A 19,921-nucleotide genomic window follows, 5' to 3' on the forward strand; every position below is an offset into this window, starting at 1 on the left:
AGTGGAGTCCTCCGGTGGCACCCCACCCGGCACGGCGTCGCGTCGCGGCTGGCCGGTCTTCACCGTCGTCGCGATTGCGATCGTCGCGTTCTTCCTGGGCGGGTTGGGTGGGTCGTTCCAGGGCAAGCTCGCCGAGGTCCAGAAGAACGACAACGCCTCCTACCTGCCGGGCTCGGCGGAGTCGACGATCGTCGCGAACGAGAGCGCGAAATTCCTGAACGTGGAGACCATTCCGGGCGCGGTGGTGTTCCACCGGGACGGTGGGCTGACGGACGCCGACCGGACCGCGATCGAGCAGGCGCGGATCTCGATGGCGTCGGTCGAGGGCGTCGACGGGGACGGCGTGACGCCCACCCAGATCTCCACCGACGGCACCACCGCATCGGTGTTCGTACCGTTGATCGCCAAACAGGACGGGACGGCCGTCCAGGGCAACGACCTGGCCGCCGCCGAGCAGGACGTCATCGCGGCCGCGCAGCACCCCCCTCACCGGCCAGAGTCAGGGCATCCTGTTCGTTCTCGTGATCGGTGCCGGCACCGACTACGCCCTGCTGCTGATTGCGCGCTACCGGGAGGAACTGCACTTCCACGACAACCGGTTCGACGCGATGATCAAGGCTTGGCGCGAGTCCGCGCCCGCGATCACGGCGTCGGCGGTGACCGTCATTCTCGGTCTGCTGTGTCTCGGCTTCTCCCAACTGAACTCGAACAAGAGCCTGGGCCCGGTCGCGGCCATCGGCATCGCGTGCACGTATCTGGTGATGATGACCTTCCTGCCGGTCACACTGTCGGCGGTGGGGCGGTGGGTGTTCTGGCCGCGGAAGCCGAAGACCGATGGTGCGACAGACCTTGCTACACACGGACTGTGGGGCAGGATCGCCGACGTCGTGGGGCGTCGCGACCGGACCGCGTGGATCGGCGCCGCGGCTCTCCTGGCGGCGCTGTTCGCGGTCGGCATCGGCAGCCTGCAGACCGACGGTCTCACTGCCACCGAGAACTTCACCAACGAACCCGACGCCGTCCGGGGACAGGCGCTGTACGACGCCAACTTCGATCAGGGCGCCGGCGCTCCGGCGGTGGTCACGACGAATGCGTCGGCCGTCGGCTCGGTCATCGCGGCCGCCGAAGGGGTCGAGGGAGTGCGCCAGGGTCCGGGATCGGTGTGTGTGCAGGTCGACCTCGGGAAGGTCAAGGCACTGCTGCAGAACTCGGGGGGCACCGTCGCACAGCAACTGCCGCCGGGGTGCCCACCGTCGCTGTTGAACGTCGTACCGATCGACGGGCGGACCGTTGTCAATGTGGCACTCGCCGATTCGTACGATTCGCCCGAGGCGCTGCGGACCGTCGAACGCCTGCGCGACACGCTGCACGCGGTACCCGGCGCCGACGCTCTGGTCGGCGGCAGTTCCGCCGCGACTCTCGACGTGCAGACCGCGTCGGTGCACGACCGGAACCTGATCATCCCGATCGTGCTGGTGGTGATCTTCATCGTGCTGGCGGTGCTGCTGCGGGCACTGCTGACACCACTCATCCTCATCGGGACGGTGGTACTGAGCTTCGCGGCGACCCTCGGGGTGTGCGGATTCTTCTTCACCCACGTCTTCCACTTTGCCGGAGCAGACCAGTCGTTCCCGTTGTTCGCGTTCGTGTTCCTCGTCGCCCTCGGCATCGACTACAACATCTTCCTCATGACCCGCGTCCGCGAGGAGACCCGCAAGCACGGCACCCGCTCGGGGGTGCTGCGCGGACTGGCCGTCACCGGCGGCGTCATCACCTCGGCGGGCGTGGTGCTGGCCGGTACCTTCGCGGTCCTCGGCGTGCTGCCACTGGTGTTCCTCGCCGAGGTGGGCTTCGCCGTCGCATTCGGTGTCCTGCTCGACACGATCATCGTCCGCAGCGTGCTGGTCCCGGCACTGTCGCACGACATCGGCAAGCCGATCTGGTGGCCGTCGAGGCTGGCGCGGGCCGAGGACTGAGCGGTTCGTGGCCGGCGTCGGCACGCCGGCCACATTTGCGCATCGGTTGACGGATCGGCGCGGAAGTGGTCGGGTGGTAATTGATGGAAGGCGCGCTCGGTACGCGCCGCGCGGGAGTGCGGTGGCCAATCCACGACACCGCACCAGCCCTTCTGCGCGCTCCGCCTCACCGGGAGCCCCTCCACCGGCGATGCCGTGCAGCCCAGGCAATTTCAAGGCATCGTCAGTACTGCAGCCTCTACTGCACGTCACCGTGACTCGTAGGGAAGGAATGAGATGTCCGATCCGAACTACACCACCGACGACTCCGGAATCCCGGTGCCCAGCGACGAGCATTCGCTGACCGTCGGACCCGACGGGCCGATCCTGCTCCAGGACTACTACCTGATCGAGAAGATGGCCCAGTTCAATCGTGAGCGGGTGCCGGAAAGGCAGCCACATGCCAAGGGCGCCGGTGCATTCGGCACCTTCGAGGTCACGAACGATGTGAGCGCCTACACCAAGGCCGATCTGTTCCAGCCCGGTAAGAAGACGGAGATGCTCGCCCGGTTCTCCACCGTCGCGGGCGAGCGGGGCAGCCCGGACACGTGGCGCGATCCGCGCGGATTCGCGCTCAAGTTCTACACCGAGCAGGGCAATTTCGACATGGTCGGCAACAACACCCCGGTGTTCTTCATGCGGGATCCGATGAAGTTCCAGGACTTCATCCGCTCGCAGAAGCGGCGGGCCGACACCAACCTGCGCGATCACGACATGCAGTGGGACTTCTGGACGCTGTCCCCCGAATCGGCGCACCAGGTGACGTGGCTGATGGGCGACCGCGGCATCCCGCGCTCGTGGCGGCACATGAACGGCTATTCGAGCCACACCTACATGTGGGTCAATGCCGAGGGCGAACGATTCTGGGTGAAGTACCACTTCAAGACCGACCAGGGCATCGAGTTCTTCACACAGGACGAGGGCGACCAGATGGCCGCCATCGACACCGACTATCACATGCGTGACCTGTGGGAACACATCGACGGCGGCGACTACCCCACGTGGACGTTGAAGATGCAGATCATGCCGTACGAGGAGGCCAAGACCTATCGGTTCAATCCGTTCGATCTGACGAAGGTGTGGCCGCACGCCGACTACCCGCTGATCGACGTCGGGACGATGAAGCTCGACCGCAACCCGGCGGACTATCACTGCGAGATCGAACAGGCGGCATTCGAACCCAGCAGTTCCGTGCCGGGCACCGGGCCCAGCCCCGACAAGATGCTGCTGGGCCGCTGGTTCTCGTACCCGGACGCGCACCGGTACCGGATCGGCTCCAATTACAAGGAACTGCCGGTCAATTCGCCGCACGCGGCGCCGCTGGGCTCGTACACCAAGGACGGGCACATGCGGCACCACAATCCGGGTGACCCGGTGTACGTGCCGAACTCCAAGGGCGGACCGCACGCCGACATCTCCGTCTCCGGCGAATCCCCGGGCTGGTACGCGGACGGCGAGATGGTGCACCAGGCGTACACGCTCCGCAAGGACGACGACGACTGGAGTCAGGCCGGCACGATGGTCCGCGACGTGCTCGACGACGCCGCCCGCGAGCGGCTGGTATCGAACATCGTCGGCCATCTGCTCAACGGGGTGACCGAACCGGTCCTGGTGCGGGCATTCGACTACTGGCGCAACGTCGACAAGACGCTCGGCGACCGCGTCGAGGACGGTGTCCGCGCGAAGCAGGGTGAGAAGGATCCTAAGGCCGCGGGGCAGTCGAATCCCGCGCGGTCGTCGGCCCAGGCGAAGGCTTGAGTGTCCGAGCGCCGGAACCCGAACTACTCGAGTAGTCCTACGTCACGCTGTCGGCGCTACCGGACCACCGGTTCGGACGCCATCGATCGTGACGGTCACAGGAACGCCTGGCTCGTCCACAGGTGGAACAGGGCGTAGGCCCGCCACGGCCGCCACGGCTCCGATGCCGCGGCGGCCTCGCGCGGCGTCTTCACCCCCAGCGCCCGCCGCAGCACCAGATCGCCGGACGGGTAGGCGTCACGGTCACCGAGGACGCGCACGGACAGGTAGTCGACGGTCCACGGCCCGATGCCGGGCAGCGCGAGCAGGCGGGCGCGGAACTCGTGCGGATCGACGCCCGGATGAAGCTCGAGTCCGTCGGCCGCGGCGGCGGCGAGCGCCTGCACGGTACGTGCCCGGGCGCCCGTGAGTCCGACGGCCTTCCGGATGACGAGCGGGTCGAGCTCTGCCAGTTCGTCGGGTGCCGGGAAGGCGACGAACCCGTCGAGGCCGGTCGGGGTGCCGAACGCCGCCACGAGGCGGGATCCGAATGTTCTTGCTGCCGAGAGCGATACCTGCTGACCCAGCACGGTGAGCACCGAGGTCTCGAAGCCGTCGACGGAGCCGAGCACCCGCAGTCCGGGCCGGGCGGCGACGTGCGGCGCGAGCAGCGCGTGAGCGGAGAGGGCCGCGTCGACGGTGTCGGGATCGGCGTCGAGATCGAGCCAGCGGCGGACCGCCAGTTCGACGTGCGAGACGTCGTCGGGGTGCGCCGCGTGGATCGTGGCGGCGACGTGGTCGGGGCCGTCGAACCGGACGCTCACCACCGCCGGCCCGTGCGGCGCGGGGACCACTCGTGTGTGTGTCCCGGTCTCGGCGTCGTGGCGTTCGAGCCCGTCCACCGCGTGCGCGGCGAGGGCGCCGCGCATGGGCGCCGTCGTGAAAGGTGGACGGAACGGAAGACGTCGCGTCACCGTTTTCACCGCCTCGCCGATCGGGGACGCAAAGAAGTGCGCGAGAACTACGACGCGTCTGATGCTCTTTCACACCAGAATCGTCAATTTCACTCCACATCTCGCACAGAAAGCTAGACTAATGCGCTGCCCCCGCCTCCGCCAGTGGCGTTCGGCCACCGAAACATGGAAGGCGTCGATCGCACACTTCGTGATCGACAATTCAGCCGTCTCCGCGAATGAACTGCTTCAGGACAGCATGGCGATCACCGCCGGCCTGTCCGACGCACGCAGCGCCGGCGCAACACGAAGTTGATGTCCAAACCCCAAGGGGCCGACCGGATCGAGAGAGAATCGCGACTGTGAGACCGAGGTATACATCTGAAATTCAGTCAGCTATATTGCCCCGATGTTGAAAGTGCGCCTCGGCATCCGAGCACGGATCCTGGCCATCGCATTGGTGCCTAGCCTGGCGTTGCTCGGAATTGGTGTAGGAACGGCGAGTTACCTGATTCGTGAGGGACAGCATTCCGAGCAATGGGCGGCAGCGAACCAAGAAGCTGTGAGTCATGCTCGCGATGTGGTTGCCTGGGTTGAACAAGAGCGGATGCTGTCGCTGTGGCAGTTGGCCGGTGAACAGGGCGATCCGGCCGCGCTCGAAGCGACTCGGAACAAACTCGATACCGCATTCGCGGAGTTGGCTCGCTACTCACCAAAGTTGGAGACCCTGTCGAAGGGCGCCATGGGTACCGACACGGGTGGGTTCGACACCCTGAGCGCCAGCCTGCCTCAGATTCGCGGTCAGATCGACGCGGGACGAATGTCGATCGAGGACACATTCGCCATCTACAACCGCATTCTCGATGCGGTTGCGCTCGGCAGCAACCTCATCACCTCCAACGCGCCCACCGCCGAGGTCGGCGTCACGCTTCTCAATGCTGTGCGCACCCTCTACGCGATGGAGGGAATGTCACGGTCCGCCGCGCTCACCGCTGCAGAGCTGAACGGACGGCTGGGCGACGGTCCGCTGAGCAGCGACTACCGAAACCTGGTCGGGTCCTATCGGATCGCACTTCCGCAGCTCGTCGCCGACCTGGGCGCGGATCCGGCCGCTGCGAAGATCCGGGCGGCACTCGAATCGCCCGGCTGGCAGCAGGTGGCCGCGATGGAGGACTACCTCATCAACCCGCCGAAGCCGGACAAGTACGGTGACGTCCCGTCACCGCCGATGACCTTCGCCGAGTGGAATGCCGCGCAGGAACAGATGTCTGCACCGGTGATCGACGCATGGAGCGAGCTGAACGACCGTGCGAACGAGATCGCTGCCGCCGACGGCAAGCGCACGGCGACCAACTCACTGTGGGCGGGTGCGGGTGTGCTCGGGATCGCGCTCGTAGCCTTCCTGCTGTCGCTGTGGCTGGCCAACCGGTTGATCGGGCGGCTCAAGCGCCTGCGCAACGAAACGCTGGACCTGGCAGAGGTCGAGCTGCCCGAGACCATGCGCAAGCTGGCCGCGGGCGAGCAGGTCGATCCCCAAGCTGCGCACCTCGATTTCGGCAACGACGAGATCGGCTCGGTGGCGAATGCTTTCAACCGCGCACACACGGCCGCCGTGTCTGCCGCGGTCACCGAGGCCCGTACCCGCGAGGGTGTGCGCGCGGTGTTCCTCAACATCGCCCACCGAAGCCAGATGGTGGTGCACCGGCAACTCGAGGTCCTCGACGAGGCGGAGCGAAACCAGGAGGATCCCGCCATGCTGGAGGCGTTCTTCCGACTCGACCACCTGGCGACCCGCGAACGCCGCAACGCCGAGAACCTCGTCATCCTCGGTGGCGGCCAGCCCGGCCGCCAGTGGCGGACTCCGGTGCCCCTGGTCGATCTGGTGCGTAGCGCGATCGGCGAGAGCCTCGACTACACGCGGGTGCACAACCGCCGCATGCCTCAGGTGTTCATCGTCGGCAACGTGGTCGCCGACCTCATCCACCTTCTCGCAGAACTGCTCGACAACGCGACGGCGTTCTCTCCCCCGCAGTCACGTGTCGAAGTGAGCGGCAACGTGGTCGGCAAGGGTGTCGTGATCGAGATCAGCGATCAGGGCATGGGAATGCCCGCGGAGGAACTCGCCCGCGTCAACGAGATGCTGCGCAATCCACCGGATTTCGGTGTCGAGACACTCTCGGAGACGTCGCGCCTGGGCTTGTTCATCGTTTCGCAACTGGGGATGCGACACGGAATCAGTGTGCAGCTGAGCGAATCCGAGTACGGCGGCATTCGCGCCATCGTGCTGGTGCCGAACTCGGTCGTCGCCCCCGATCCGACGCCTGCGGTCAGCGATGTGCCGGATCGGTTCGCCGACCACCGGCCGGAGGTGCGGGCTGCCGGCGGGCTGCCGGCCCTCGACTCTGCCGAATCAACCTCGGCTGCAGTCGGTGTTGCAACACTGGCACCCCCCATCTCGGCGCCCGCCGTCGAGCAGTCGGAGCAGCCGGGCGCCCCGGAGCGGGCGTGGGCGCACCTCGACCGCGTCGACAGCGCGCCGCAGTCCGAGCACACGAACTACTCCGCGACGACCGCGTGGCACGAAGCGCCGGCCCAGGCTGCCGAACCGGCGCCCCTCACCCCGCAGCCGTTGTCCGACAACGGCGGTGACGGTCGTCGGAGCCTTCCCCGCCGTCGCCGGCAGGCCAGTCTGGCACCGGAGTTGGCGTACGATCCTCGACCCGAGCCCGAAACGGAAGCGCAGCAGCCGCAGCGATCGGCTGAGCAGGCGCGAGATCTGTTGTCCGCCATCACGTACGGTACCCAGCAGGCTCGGCACTCGGCGCCCTCGCCCGAGTATCCAATCTGGGACGAAATGAAAGGTGATGGACGGTGAACGTGACGACTTCCAACTCAGGCGATCTGAACTGGCTTCTCGACGATCTGGTCAATCGTCTCGCCGGGGTGCGCTACGCGGTCGTGCTTTCCACCGACGGACTGCTGCTGGGTCGATCCACGACCATGAGCCGTGAGGACGCCGAGCACTTCGGCGCCATGTCGGCGACTCTGTACGGGCTGGCACGCAGCGCGGGACATCGCTTTCAAGGCGGCGGTGTTCGCCAAGCCGTCATCGAACTCGAGCAGGCGGTGCTGTTCGTGACGGCGGCCGGACGCAATGCATGTATTGCATTGCAGGCCAACGACACCGCGAACCTGGGCATGGTCGCGTACGAAATGAACATGACCGTGCAGCGTGTAGGTCGCTATCTGTCCACCGATCCTCGCCACAGCGCGACAGAGCGTGGAGCATAGATTGCCGTGACAGGTATTGGTCAACCGTTGTTCGACGATGCGGCCGGGCCTCTGGTCCGCCCATACACCGTCACGCGGGGTCGCACGATGGGTGGGGGACACGATCTCGACATGCTCACGCTCGTGGTGACCGTGTCCCCCACTCCGCGACTGCGGCACATCGAATCGGAGTACGCGGAGATCATTCAGCTGTGCCGTCTCGCGCAGTCGGTGGCCGAAGTCTCTGCGCACCTGAATCTGCCACTCGCGGTGACCAAGATCCTGGTCGGTGATCTCATCGCCGAGGGAGTACTGAACTTCCGTGCTCCCGCCAGCGCTGACTCCTACAACGACATCGCCGGGATCGGCGACGTGAACATTCTGCAAGCAGTGCTCGATGGAATCCGAAAGCTGTAGACAACCATGCATGACAATGCGTCCTCAGCCGACCTGGCTGCTTCGGTCAAGATCCTCGTAGCCGGCGGCTTCGGAGTCGGTAAGACCACGATGGTGTCCTCCGTGAGCGAGATCGCGCCACTGCGCACCGAGGAGACAATCTCCGAATTGTCCACCGGTATCGACGATTTGTCGGGCGTGGAAGGTAAGACCACGACCACGGTGGCCCTGGACTTCGGTCGTATCACCATCGATGAAAGCCTCGTGCTGTACCTGTTCGGCACGCCTGGACAGGACCGATTCTGGTTCCTTTGGGACGAACTGGTGCGTGGAGCTCTCGGCGCCGTCGTTCTCGCCGATACCCGCCGGCTGGAGAACTCGTTCGCTGCCATCGACTACTTCGAACGGCGCGGAGTCTTGTTCACGGTCGCGGTGAACTGCTTCGACAGTTCCCAGGCCTACACGATTGACGAGGTTCGCGAGGCACTCGACCTCGACGCCACGACCCCCATCGTGCTGTGCGACGCGCGCGACCGCGAATCGTGCAAGTCCGTACTGATCACGCTCGTCGAGCACCTGATTTTCCAGGCCAGCACCTCGGTGGCCTGAACCCACTCGACCCGACGAGTCAACCGAAGCGGGGCAGTGCCGGACGTGACGATCGGGTTCGTCAGCCCGTCGTCCGTCCGTTGTCCTCCAGACCGGTGACCCGCAGCGTGATGTTGAGCCGGCCGGACGCCAGTCCGCAGACGGGATCGGCGGTGCCCGGAAACACCTTCGGCACACCGTGGTACGCGAAGCGGGACGGACCGCCGAATACGAACAGGTCCCCCGACTGCAGTTCCACATCGGTGTACGGCTTGGTCCGGGTGTCGGGGTTGCCGAAGCGGAAGGTGCAGGTGTCGCCGATACTCAGCGACACCACCGGCGCATCCGTCCTCTCCTCCTGATCGCGGTGCATGCCCATGCGGGCGGTGTCGTCGTAGAAGTTGATCAGCGCGGCGTCCGGCTCGTAGGCGGCACCCGCAGCCGCGTCGTAGGCATCGGTGACGGCCCGTTTCCCCAACTGCGACAACCAGTCCGGGACCGGCAGCACCCGTCCGCCGCCGGCATCGTCGGCGATCCGGCTGTAGCGGTAGGGCTGCCAGTGCCAGCCGAGGCAGACGGTCTGCACCGACATTGCATGCCCGGTGGGCAGTCGGGCGGCGCGCATCGGCACCGGTCCGCGCGCCCACTCGCGGCACGCCTCCACCAGTCGGCGTTGCTCGCCGAGGTCGAGCCAGTCCGGGACCAGCACGGCGCCGTCGGCGACGGTCCGACGCGGGCGGGGCAGCAGTGCCGACATCTACCCACTTCCCTTCTGTTGCAACCGGCTCACTCCGCGTCGTGCAGGACGAGGCCGAGGGTGCGGCGGAGGCCGCTGCGCACGGTGCTGACACCGTGCCGCATCGGCGCCGCGGACCAGCCGCGCACCGACTGCACCGGCCGGTCACTGGTGGTGAACACGAACGCATGCCCCTGCCGCAGCACGGTGGCGGTGCCGCGGGACTGCGCGCGGGCGCGTTGCTCCACGAGCAGGAACTCGCCGCCCTCGAAATCGACACCCGGTTGGCCGAGCCCAATCACCACCTGCAGGGGAAACACCAACTCTCCGTACAGGTCCCGGTGCAGCGCGTTCCAGTCGTCCGGTCCGTAGCGCAGCAGCAGCGGGGTGGGCCGGCGCTGCCCGGCGGCGTGACACATCTCGAGCCACTCGTCGAGGGTGTCCGGCCACGGCGCTGGCCGGCCGAGCCGCCACGCCCACTCGCGGGCCACGGGCAGCAGTTTCACGTAGAACATCGATCGCATCTCGGCGATGGGCGCGGGCAGCGGGTAGTCGAAGTACCGGTACTGCCCTGCCCCGTAGCGGTGCCGCGCCATGTCGACGGTGGACCGGAACCGGCCGGCGTCGTCGTACAGGTCCGCCAGCTCCCGGCATTCGTCCCGCGTGAGCAGTGGCCGGGCACTCTGAGCGCCGCCGGACGTGTCGAGCTCGTCGAGTAGCGGAGCCCAGTCGACGGCGTCGACGCGGTCGGTCAGCGGCGCGGCGCTCATGCCGCCTCCAACGTCAGCAGCGCGCGTTTGGTCTCGACGCCGCCCGCGTACTGGCCCATGCTGCCGTCGCTGCGGACCACCCGGTGGCACGGCACGAACAGCGGCAGCGGGTTGGTGGCGCATGCGGAGCCGACCGCGCGGACGGCGCGGGGGCTGCCGGCGGCCTCGGCGACCTGCGCGTAACTGGCGGTGCTGCCGTAGGCGATGTCGGGCAGGCGGGTGAGGACGGTGCGCCGGAAGCCGCTCGACAGCCGCAGGTCCAGTGGGACATCGAAGTGGGTGCGCCGGTGCGCGAAGTACTCGTCGAGTTGCCGGGCGGCGGCGTCGAGCCGTCCCGGGGCCTCGAGGATGCGCGGGCTCACCTGCTGGGCCAGCATCGCCAGCACGGCGTCGTGGTCCTCGCGCGGGTAGGCGACGCGGACCAGGCCGATGTCGGTGGCGGCGAGCATCAGCCGTCCGACGGGGGTGTCGACGGTGCGGTAGGCGAGGTCGAGCAGGCCGTCGCGGTCGGCGGCGGCCGTCAGACGGGCGTGCAGGGCACTCAGTGCGTCGGCGGCGGCGCCGTCGTGTGCATCGGGGAACGTCAGGGCGCTCATCGTGCGACTCCTTCCTGTGCGAGCGGTTCGGTGTCGGCGGCCGGGTAGGTCCGTCGCAGCCGGGCGACGCCGTCGGACGCGGCCCGGCGGGCGGCGGCGGTGCTGTTGCCGAGGATTCCGGCGACCTCCGCGTACGGCAGGCCGGCCAGGTGGTGGTAGACCACCGCGGCGCGCTGGGTGAACGGCAGGTCCGCGAGCGCGTCCCACAGTTCGTGATTCCACGAGCCGGGTAGCCCCGTCGCGGTGGCCCGGTCCGGCAGCTCGTCGGTGGGGACGGGAACCCGCTGTCTTGTCCGATGGACGTCGACGGCCTTGCGGTGCGCGATGGTCACCAACCACGCCTCGACGTTGGCGCCCGGCGCAAGGTCCGGGTAGGCGCGCAGCGCGGAAAGGAAGGTCTCGGACCAGGCGTCCTCGGCGTCGACGGGCCCGAGCAGTGCCCGGCACACCCGCAGCACCACCGGCCCGTGCTCGGTGACGATCTTCTCGAACGGTTTCAGTGCCACACCCTGTAGACGCTCCGGGTCGCCGGAACGTGAGGTTCGATCCGCGTCAGAACAGTCCATCCTGGATTCCCACGGACGCCGGGCTCTCCAGGTCGAGCAGGAACTGCTTGCGCTCGAGCCCGCCGGCGTATCCGGTGAGCGAGCCGTCGCTGCCGACCACTCGGTGGCACGGCACGATGATGCCGATCGGGTTCCGCCCGTTCGCGGCCGCCACCGCGCGTATCGCGGCGACATTGCCGAGATGTTCCGCGAGCTGCAGGTACGTCCACGTCTGCCCGTACGGGATGGTGCGCAGTGCCGCCCACACCCGCTGCTGGAACTCGGTGCCCCGCGGCGCCAGCGGCACCGTGAACTCGGTGCGCTCCCCGGCGAAGTATTCGGTGAGTTGCGCGATCACGTCGTCGAAGCCGGTGTCGGTGCGTGGGCCGAACCGCTCGCGCTCGGGCAGGTGCCGCTGCAGGTGCATGTACAGCCCGCACAGGCCCTCGGAGTTGCGGACCAGCGTCAACGGCCCCACGGGCGAATCGACGACGGTGTGTTCGGCATCCACGGCTCCGATCCTCCCAGCAACCACCGACAGTCCACGAACCTCGGGCAGGATTGCAGGATGCCGCTTCTCCCCAATCCGCTCCAACTCGTCTCGACCGTGCAGAACGTGGCCCAGTGGTCGGTCGACACGGCCACGTTCGTCGTCGGCCTCCCCGCCCGGGTGTCGGCGCTGCTCGACGAGGCCGACGGCCTGGTGCGGCAGGTGTCGGGCGTGGTCGACGGCGCCGCTCGCGCGGTGGCCGCGGCGGACGCCGTGATCGCGGCGTGCGCGACCCTGGTCGACCGCACCGCGGTGGTCGCGTCCGAGACCGAGGTGGTCGTCGGATCCGCGGCCCGTTCGGCCGCCGTCGCCGACGAGCTGCTCGCGATCTACCGGCCCCTCGCCCTGGACGCGGCGCCGCTGGCGACCCGGTTCGTCGACGAGATCAGCGAGGACGAGGTGCACGCCGCGGTCGCACTGTTCGACCAGCTGCCCGAGATGACCGCGCGCCTGACCGCGCTGATGCCGATCCTCGCGACCCTCGACACCGTCTCCCCCGAGATCCACGAACTGCTCGAGGTGGTCAAGGACGTACGACAAGCGATCATCGGAGTTCCCGGATTCGGCTTCTTCCGGCGGCGTGGGGAGGACAAACTGGGAGAGGGCGAATGATCGGCGCTCCCGCCCGGAACCCCTGAACGGGAATTCAGTGCACGCTCCGGGCCCGGCACAGTGCCGTGAACTCCCGTTCGACGCTTCGATGGGAAGGGAAGGAAGAGCCAGATGGATCCGCAACCGCGAGGCACGCTCGTCCGCACGCCCGACGGCGTCGACCTGAGCATCACCCGCACGTTCGACGCTCCGATCGCCGACATCTGGGCGTCGCTCACCGAATCCGATCGCACTGCAGGATGGTTCGGCCCCTGGGAGGGAGAACCGGGCGCCGGCAAGACGATCCGCGTGCAGTTGGCGTTCGAGGAGGACACCCCGTGGAGCGAGATGCGCATCGACGCGTGCGATCCGCCGCGGCGCCTCGCGCTGTCGGTGACCGATCCGGGCGGGGCGTGGCGGCTGTCCGCCGATCTGCGTGAAGCCGACGGAACCACCGAGCTGATCCTCACGCATCTCGGCATCCCCGTCGACACGGTCAGCGAGGTGGGTCCCGGGTGGGAGTACTACCTGGACATGCTCGCCGCGGCGCGCGACGGCACGCCACTGCCCGAGTTCGACGACTATTTCCCGGCGCAGAGCGGGTACTACCGCGGGTTGGCCGACGATCTCGCCTAGGCGGTCGCCACGCTGCGGCGGAGGAACACGTCGTCGAGCGTGACCATCGACAGGTTCCGTTCCCGGATGATGTCGACCAGTTGGCCGTACACCCGGGTGACCGGCAGGTGGTTGGCGTGCCCGATCACGATCGACTGCGCGACGAAGTACTTGCGCGCGCACTCGAGCAGGTACTGCTCGGTGACGATCCCCGAGTCCGACAGCGAACCGTGCCACAGCGTCGGCACGGTGTAGCCGTGGTCGGCGGCGATCCGGTCGACGGTGGCGTCGCGGTACCCGAACGGCGGACGGTAGTACGGGGTGCCGTCGACGCCGAAGGTGTTGTGCAGGAACGTCTTGGTGCGCTGGAACTGTGACGCGGCCGCCCCGGTCGACAGTTTGGTCAGGTCGGGGTGATCCCAGGTGTGGCTGCCGAGTTGGATCTGGCCGCTCTCCACCAGCGGCCGCAGCGCGTCCCGGTGGATGGTCCACGAGTCGTAGACGGCGGTGACGAAGAATGTGAACCGGGCACCGGTGTCCTTCGCGAACTGGATGTAGGCGCCGACGACGTCGGGGCTGGTGCCGTCGTCCACGGTGAGGGCGATGTTGCTGCCCGGGCCGGGAATGGCGCTCACGACACCCGGCGGCAGTGCGATCCGCGCGGACGACGGCGGCGGACCCGGCAGCAGGGGCGGCGGTGGTGTCGTCGTGGATGGCACGGGTGGGGTCGACGACGGAGGCACCGCGATCTCCTCGCCGTGCGCGATGGTGCAGCCGGTCGTCAGCGATGCCGCGCCGGCCGCCAACACGGTGAGGAATCCTCGTCTGTCCACGCGGCGAAGCGTAGAGACGGCGCTGTCGGGCTCCGGTCAGCCACGCCGCTCGGTGACGTTGTCGTGATCTTGCGCGCGAACGGATTTCGTGAGCAACGGCAAGGTTCGGAACTGCACGATCTCCGACAGCACCACCACCGACACCGACCGGGCCACCGTCGACGAGTGGTGCAGTGCGATCAGCAGCGCCTGCAGGTCGTCGTGCGATGCGGCCGCGACCCGGCACAGGACGTCGCCGACGCCGGTGGTGGCCCACGCCTGGACCACCTCGGGATACTCCTCGAGTTCCCGAGTGAGCTGTCCGAGTGAGCCCTGCGCGATCTCCAGCGTGACGAACGCCTGGACCGGGTATCCGGCTGTGCGCAAATCGATCTCGGGCCCGTATCCGGTGACGATCCCGGCTTCCTCGAGCCGCCGCAGCCGGGCCTGGACCGTCGCACGGGCGACCCCGGCGCGGCGGGACAGTTCGAGGATCCCGATCCGGGGATCGCCGCGCAGGCGCGTGATCAGGTCGACGTCGAGCTCGTCGAGCCGGTGCCCGCCCCGATCCATGGCGATGTCACGGGGTGACGCGGGAGCGGGCGACGATCACCGGGCACTGCGCGTGGTACAGCAGCGATTGGGATGTTGAACCGAGGAGCGCGCTCTCGAAACCACCACGACCCCGGCTGCCGACGACCATCGAACGGGCGGTGGCGCTGAGCGCGACGAGGTGCTTAGTGGGGCCGGCCTCCGCGATCACGGTCTCGACCTGAACCGACGGGAACTTGGCGCCCAGGGTCGCGATCAATCGTTCGATCCGGCCGCGGGCCTCCTCGTCGGCTTCCTTGGTGCCGCGACGCCGGCGCGCGTGCACGGCCGTCATCTCGGTGTGCCGGATCGACGCCTCCTGCATCGCGGTTCCGACGACGATGTCGGCGCTGTCGGAATGGTCGACGCCGGCGACGACGGGACCGGAGGTGGGCGGGATCGGGCTGCCGTCGGCGCCGCGCACCACAGCGACCGTGCACTTGGCGTGATGCGCGAGTGAGAGGGCAGTGGAGCCGAGGACCATCCGTTCGAAGAAACCGGCCCCCACCGAGCCGACCACCAGCAGGCTGGCCTTCTCCGAGAGGTCGACGAACGCCCGATTGACCCGGCCGCGAAGCAGTTCCACCTCGATGTCGATGGTGTAGTCCTCGATGGTGGCGGCCTCACGCGCGGCTTTGAGGGCCTCACGTCCGGCGGCCTCTTCTTCCTCGAGGTCGTCGGCGACGAACGGGAAGTCGTTTTCGGTGTCGATGACGTGCACCAGTTTCAGCGGCACCTTGCGGGCGTGTGCCTCGACGGCCGCCCATTTGACGGCATGGATCGCGGCGTCGGATCCGTCGACGCCGACGATCACCGGCCTGGTCTCGTTCGCTGGTGACATCGTCCACTCCGATCGGGTCGCGTGGTGCGCTCGTTCGGTATCAGACTAGCGGCGAAACCCGACCGGCGGCATGAGCTTGGAATGGTGGGGCGGGGGCGTTCAGGAGGCGATTTCGTCCGACGGACCCCGATTCGTCCGACCCGTGGCCACCTTCTCGAACTCCGTGAGACTCGCTCGGATCAACTCGATGTATCTGTCGGTGTCGGGCATCATCGCGCGATCGGCCATCACCGTCAGTGTCAGGTCTCCACCGGCGGCGGCCGCCAGGAAGTGACGCAGCCCGTCGCCGTCCACCGGCGGCTGTCCACCGAACACAGCCACGGCCGGCGCACCGTTCAGCGTGAGGCTCTCGACCCCGAAAGCCACGTTGCTGATCATGGTGTGCCAATAGCGGAGCCGCTCGGGGTCATGGTTGGCGGCGCTACTGCCCGTGTACATGAACAGCCGCATCAGCGGCGCCGGCGCGGTCTCCATCGCAATTGCGGCCCGGCGAACCGCGGTATTCGAGGTGCGTGCCTTCTCGGACTTCGACGATTCGGCGATGCGCGCGACCCGCTCGAGCGGGTCCTCGATGTCGGTGTGCGTGTCGACGTTCATGATCGCCAACTGGTTTGCCGACTCCCACTTCTCCACTTTCCGCACGGATCGGGGCACCATCGCGACGAGCGAGCCCCGGTGCCGCTCGCCTTTCTCGGTAAGGTAGCGCGCGAGCGCATTTCCCACGACGGCGAGCAGGGCGTCGTTCACGGTTGCTCCGGGAACAGCTTCTCTGATGCGGCGCAGTGATTCCGTGGGCAGGGTGATCGGCACCATGGTGCCGGACCCGCTCACCTTGCCGTTGAATCGAATGCCAGGCTGTGCGATCCTCGCCGGCCACTCACCGGACCGCTCGGCATCACCCACGGCTCGCGCGGCGGCACGGTTGCCGGGCACATCCTTGGCGAACTGGATCAGCTGACGCGGAATGCCCCACAGCGATTGGACGAGTAGTCGCGCCCAGAGGAACCGCGCCAGGCGGGCGGCGGCCGGTGTGGCCGTCTGATCCGAGAAGACCTTCTCCACCATCTGCAGCACCCCCAGTCCGTCGCCGATGCTGTGGTGAGCCTTGAGCGCGACCGCAGTGAGACGACCGGGCTGATCGACGATCCCACTGACACCGGTGAAGAAGTGCAGTTCCCACGGCGGTCGGGTGAGATCCATACGCGTGCACAGCAACTCGGATAATGGCGCCTCGAGGGGCGCCCATCCGGGCTCGTCGATCGCGGTGACGCGCACGTGGGCACCCAGGTCGAGGTCGGGGTCGGAAATCCAGTGCGGATGGTCCAGGCCCAGCGGCACCCGCCGGATGCGGTGCGTGAACATGTGGTGGTGGCCGAGTCGCGCCCGGACCCACTCGATCGCGCTCTCCCGGGTGAACTCCGCGTTCAGGTACTGGGTGGTGTCGAAGACGTAGACGACCACGAAGTGCGCCAGATTGCCGTCAGTCTCCCCGTAGATGAATTCGGCATCCCGCGCCGGGATCCGACGCGTTCCCGCCGCGAACCAGTCGGCGACACTCATGCACACACTCTCCTTGAAGTCCTGCGATTCCTGACCGCACCGGGACAAGGGAAATACTGTTCGATTGGCAAACACGAAACCGAGGACCCCGAGCCCGCTACCGGACGTGAGATCCTCGGTTTCTACCCTGGAGCGCGGCGGCGCCATGCGCCCAATGTTCGCTCCGAGTCGACCGTCTATTACTCCACCGGCGGCGGGTTGATCATCTTGCTTCCCATGCCGACAAATCCGAAGAGTTGTGCGACCCACGGGATCATCGTCTGTATGTACCTCTGCAGCATCGTCTCAATACCTTTCGTCAGACGTAGGGAAGCTCGTTCATCGTTGAAAGTGTGTTCAGGTACTTGGCGAACACAACCACCAGATCGATCGAACCGAACTTTATGAGATCGGAACTGTAGGCGAGAGAATGATCGAACATGCTTTCCCTTTCTTGGTTACTGTCCGCCGAGGGACGCGAGGGCCGTGCCGAAAGCGCCGAGCGTTCCGTCGAGGCTTCCCGCTACGGCTGACGAACCCACGGGCCACACGGCAATCGCAGCGGTGACTGCCTTGCCCAGGACATCGCTCAACGTGTTGAACGGCCCCCAGTACTGCATATCCGATACGGACCCGAGGTCAACGCTCGTGACGAGATCGAGAATACTTCCCACAGTGCTTCACTCCTTGCGAATAGTCTGACTGGAGGCGTCAGAAGGGGCCCGGGATCGGCCAGGTCAGGTCGATCGACGCCGCCGATCCTCCGATCAGGGTGCCCGATAGGAATTTCGCGATGAAATCGATCATTCCTTCAGTGCCGAGCAACTCGGAAATTGAGCCCAGGTCCATCATCCGCTCCTTTTATGCCAGAGGTTGCAGCGATTGCCGCCGATCAGTACTTCTTCTGCATTCAGCTCATGTTGGCGGCCTCGGCCACCGAACCCAGGATGCCGGTGGCACCGGGCACGAACGATCCGTGAAAGGTACTGTTCAGCAGTCCGGTCAGCAACGCAGCGGTCGCATCCAAAAACATCACACTCATACGAAATCCCACCTTCTCGATCGGGGTTGGAACCACTCTGGGAACATCTGCACAGAGTTGCGACCGCCTTCCACACGGTTACGAAATCGAGCAGCACACAAACGCGGCGAAGCCTTATCCGACGGGACTCCGATCAGCCCTCTCGCGCTCCCTCAGCGGTCGTGATCGAATGGAAACTAGCGCAGACAGATCCGGATCGGGAGGCTTTTGACCGAAACATTCCAACGGTCCAATTAGTGCGCCATAACCGCAGGTCAGGGCTCCGCCAAAGCCCATCCTCCGACACGGAAGTCCTGGCCGGCCAACTTCAGACCCAAATTTGCACTGGAGTTCAGTAAGTCCGTTGGTCGACTGCGGAAAGAATGTGCTGCAGTGCAGATTCGAAGAGCGATACAGCAGTATCGGTGTACAAACTGCACACTCAACGCGGCATTCGCCGACACAGATTGCCCAGTCCGGACAGCCGATCCGGCCGAGGTTGCCTCCTGCGAGGTCGGCGCGGTGTGATCGACCCGTACTCGTCACGGGAGGTCCACTCATGACCGTCGGCCAGTCATTGACCCATCTCGACGACGCTTCCCTGCGCCAACTGCTCGGACTCGTCGAGCACGATCCGTCCGCTGATCCGTTTCCGGTGGTCGGGTGGGACGCGATCGTCTGGGTGGTGGGCAACGCGACGCAGGCCGCCGCCTACTACCGGGCGGTGTTCGGGATGGAGCTCGAGGCGTACTCGGGACCCGAGACCGGCAACCGCGATCACCGCGCCTTCGTATTGCGCAGCGGTGCCGTCCGATTCGTGCTCACCGGCGGCGTCGACCCGTCCAGCCCCCTGCACGACCATCACCGCCGGCACGGCGACGGCGTCCACGACGTCGCACTGGAGGTCACCGACGTCGACCGCTGCATCGCGCACGCGCGCAGCCAGGGCGCGCGGATCCTCGTCGAACCGCACGACGTCGCCGACGAGCACGGCACCGTCCGCACCGCGAGCATCGCCGCCTACGGCGAGACCCGGCACACCCTCGTCGACCGATCCCGTTACACCGGCCCGTACCTGCCCGGGTACGTCGCGCGCACCGGCACGCCGAGCGATGCGCCGCAGGTGATCCAGGCGCTCGACCACGTGGTCGGCAACGTCGAACTGGGCAGGATGAACGAGTGGGTGGACTTCTACCACCGTGTCATGGGCTTCACCGATCTCGCGGAGTTCGTGGGCGACGACATCGCCACCGAATACTCGGCACTGATGAGCAAGGTGGTCGCCAGCGGCAACCACCGCATCAAGATTCCGCTCAACGAGCCGGCCGTGGGCCGCAAGCGGTCGCAGATCGACGAGTTCCTCGAGTTCTATCGCGGCCCCGGATCGCAGCACCTGGCGCTGGCGACGTCGGACATCCTCGACGCGGTGGACCGACTGTCGGCGGCGGGCGTCGAGTTCCTGCCGACACCGGCGTCGTACTACGAGGATCCGGCGCTGCGGGCCCGGATCGGCGAGGTGCGCGTCCCCATCGAGGAACTCGAGCGCCGCGGCATCCTCGTCGACCGCGACGAGGACGGCTATCTACTGCAGATCTTCACCAAACCGATCGGGGACCGGCCGACGGTGTTCTTCGAACTCATCGAGCGGCACGGCTCACTCGGGTTCGGCAAGGGCAACTTCCAGGCCCTGTTCCTCGCCATCGAACGCGAGCAGGAGCGGCGCGGCAACCTGTGACTGCGCCGCCCCCGACACGC

The 19,921-nt window shown here is 67.0% G+C and carries 20 protein-coding genes and 1 pseudogene; 9 read left to right on the forward strand and 12 right to left on the reverse strand.

The genetic code is table 11. The features are described 5' to 3' along the window. Window position 1 precedes the first annotated feature (1 nt). A pseudogene (locus IJ15_RS24810) lies at window positions 2–1,976 on the forward strand (MMPL family transporter). 276 nt (window positions 1,977–2,252) lie between these two features. After that, on the forward strand, window positions 2,253–3,773 hold the full coding sequence (locus IJ15_RS0102080) for a catalase (RefSeq protein ID WP_031936690.1): 1,521 nt from the start codon (window positions 2,253–2,255) through the stop codon (window positions 3,771–3,773). Window positions 3,774–3,868: 95 nt separating this feature from the next. Here the strand turns inward: IJ15_RS0102080 and IJ15_RS0102085 are convergent, their stop codons facing one another. Beyond that, window positions 3,869–4,726, reverse strand: a complete 858-nt coding sequence (locus IJ15_RS0102085) for a DNA-3-methyladenine glycosylase family protein (RefSeq protein ID WP_031936691.1) — start codon at window positions 4,724–4,726, stop codon at window positions 3,869–3,871. Between the two features lie 559 nt (window positions 4,727–5,285). Between IJ15_RS0102085 and IJ15_RS0102095 the strand changes: the two genes are divergently transcribed. Genes IJ15_RS0102095 through IJ15_RS0102110 form a run of 4 tightly spaced genes read left to right on the forward strand, consistent with a single transcriptional unit; the run spans window position 5,286 to window position 8,980 of the window. Further along, window positions 5,286–7,580 (forward strand): sensor histidine kinase, encoded by a 2,295-nt coding sequence (locus IJ15_RS0102095; protein ID WP_231569389.1) that lies wholly within the window; start codon window positions 5,286–5,288, stop codon window positions 7,578–7,580. Window positions 7,581–7,582: 2 nt separating this feature from the next. Continuing rightward, window positions 7,583–7,996: a roadblock/LC7 domain-containing protein gene (locus tag IJ15_RS0102100; protein WP_031936693.1), complete on the forward strand. Its 414-nt coding sequence runs from the start codon at window positions 7,583–7,585 to the stop codon at window positions 7,994–7,996. 6 nt (window positions 7,997–8,002) lie between these two features. Beyond that, entirely contained in the window at window positions 8,003–8,392 is a 390-nt protein-coding gene (locus IJ15_RS0102105) for a DUF742 domain-containing protein (protein ID WP_031936694.1), read from the forward strand. Between the two features lie 6 nt (window positions 8,393–8,398). Beyond that, entirely contained in the window at window positions 8,399–8,980 is a 582-nt protein-coding gene (locus tag IJ15_RS0102110; protein WP_051918449.1) for a GTP-binding protein, read from the forward strand. Between the two features lie 61 nt (window positions 8,981–9,041). Here IJ15_RS0102110 and IJ15_RS0102115 read toward each other — a convergent pair whose 3' ends face one another. The 5 genes from IJ15_RS0102115 to IJ15_RS0102135 are packed head-to-tail and all read right to left on the reverse strand — an operon-like array spanning window position 9,042 to window position 12,117. Further along, window positions 9,042–9,716 (reverse strand): alpha-ketoglutarate-dependent dioxygenase AlkB family protein, encoded by a 675-nt coding sequence (locus IJ15_RS0102115; RefSeq protein WP_031936696.1) that lies wholly within the window; start codon window positions 9,714–9,716, stop codon window positions 9,042–9,044. Window positions 9,717–9,745: 29 nt separating this feature from the next. Continuing rightward, the gene (locus tag IJ15_RS0102120) at window positions 9,746–10,465 is read right to left on the reverse strand and encodes a 2OG-Fe(II) oxygenase (RefSeq protein WP_031936697.1); all 720 of its coding nucleotides are present in this window, start codon (window positions 10,463–10,465) and stop codon (window positions 9,746–9,748) included. Then, window positions 10,462–11,061 (reverse strand): methylated-DNA--[protein]-cysteine S-methyltransferase, encoded by a 600-nt coding sequence (locus IJ15_RS0102125; protein WP_031936698.1) that lies wholly within the window; start codon window positions 11,059–11,061, stop codon window positions 10,462–10,464. Before IJ15_RS0102125 ends, IJ15_RS0102120 begins: the two co-directional genes overlap by 4 nt. Then, window positions 11,058–11,567 (reverse strand): RNA polymerase sigma factor, encoded by a 510-nt coding sequence (locus IJ15_RS0102130; RefSeq protein WP_031936699.1) that lies wholly within the window; start codon window positions 11,565–11,567, stop codon window positions 11,058–11,060. The genes IJ15_RS0102125 and IJ15_RS0102130 overlap by 4 nt, the downstream gene beginning before the upstream one ends. Window positions 11,568–11,613: 46 nt before the next feature. Next, window positions 11,614–12,117, reverse strand: coding sequence for a methylated-DNA--[protein]-cysteine S-methyltransferase (locus tag IJ15_RS0102135; RefSeq protein WP_081880537.1), 504 nt, complete (start codon window positions 12,115–12,117; stop codon window positions 11,614–11,616). Between the two features lie 57 nt (window positions 12,118–12,174). On the opposite strand from IJ15_RS0102135, the gene IJ15_RS0102140 reads away from it, so the two are divergent. Both IJ15_RS0102140 and IJ15_RS0102145 read left to right on the forward strand, forming a co-directional pair. Then, window positions 12,175–12,768 (forward strand): hypothetical protein, encoded by a 594-nt coding sequence (locus IJ15_RS0102140; protein WP_031936701.1) that lies wholly within the window; start codon window positions 12,175–12,177, stop codon window positions 12,766–12,768. A 111-nt stretch (window positions 12,769–12,879) separates the two neighbouring features. Beyond that, window positions 12,880–13,383 carry an SRPBCC family protein gene (locus IJ15_RS0102145; RefSeq protein ID WP_031936702.1) on the forward strand — a complete coding sequence of 168 codons (504 nt, stop codon included), beginning with the start codon at window positions 12,880–12,882 and terminating at the stop codon, window positions 13,381–13,383. On the opposite strand, the gene IJ15_RS0102150 is transcribed toward IJ15_RS0102145, so the two are convergent. From IJ15_RS0102150 to IJ15_RS26890, 6 genes are all read right to left on the reverse strand, one after another. Further along, entirely contained in the window at window positions 13,380–14,195 is an 816-nt protein-coding gene (locus tag IJ15_RS0102150; protein WP_031936703.1) for a polysaccharide deacetylase family protein, read from the reverse strand. The genes IJ15_RS0102145 and IJ15_RS0102150 overlap by 4 nt on opposite strands. Before the next feature lie 36 nt (window positions 14,196–14,231). Then, window positions 14,232–14,747 carry an Lrp/AsnC family transcriptional regulator gene (locus IJ15_RS0102155; RefSeq protein WP_031936704.1) on the reverse strand — a complete coding sequence of 172 codons (516 nt, stop codon included), beginning with the start codon at window positions 14,745–14,747 and terminating at the stop codon, window positions 14,232–14,234. Between the two features lie 7 nt (window positions 14,748–14,754). After that, the gene (locus tag IJ15_RS0102160) at window positions 14,755–15,606 is read right to left on the reverse strand and encodes a universal stress protein (RefSeq protein WP_031936705.1); all 852 of its coding nucleotides are present in this window, start codon (window positions 15,604–15,606) and stop codon (window positions 14,755–14,757) included. 99 nt (window positions 15,607–15,705) lie between these two features. Beyond that, a complete protein-coding gene (locus IJ15_RS0102165) occupies window positions 15,706–17,166 on the reverse strand; it encodes a wax ester/triacylglycerol synthase domain-containing protein (protein ID WP_031936706.1) in 1,461 nt (486 codons plus the stop codon). A 690-nt stretch (window positions 17,167–17,856) separates the two neighbouring features. Continuing rightward, entirely contained in the window at window positions 17,857–17,994 is a 138-nt protein-coding gene (locus IJ15_RS25945; protein WP_156111990.1) for a hypothetical protein, read from the reverse strand. Window positions 17,995–18,055: 61 nt separating this feature from the next. Further along, entirely contained in the window at window positions 18,056–18,187 is a 132-nt protein-coding gene (locus IJ15_RS26890) for a hypothetical protein (protein WP_269321464.1), read from the reverse strand. Window positions 18,188–18,725: 538 nt separating this feature from the next. Here IJ15_RS26890 and hppD point away from each other — a divergent pair. Then, window positions 18,726–19,901, forward strand: coding sequence for a 4-hydroxyphenylpyruvate dioxygenase (gene hppD, locus IJ15_RS0102195; protein WP_031936707.1), 1,176 nt, complete (start codon window positions 18,726–18,728; stop codon window positions 19,899–19,901). Window positions 19,902–19,921 lie beyond the last annotated feature (20 nt).

Origin of the sequence: Prescottella defluvii, from assembly GCF_000738775.1 — a bacterium.
Classification (GTDB): Bacteria; Actinomycetota; Actinomycetes; order Mycobacteriales; family Mycobacteriaceae; genus Prescottella; species Prescottella defluvii.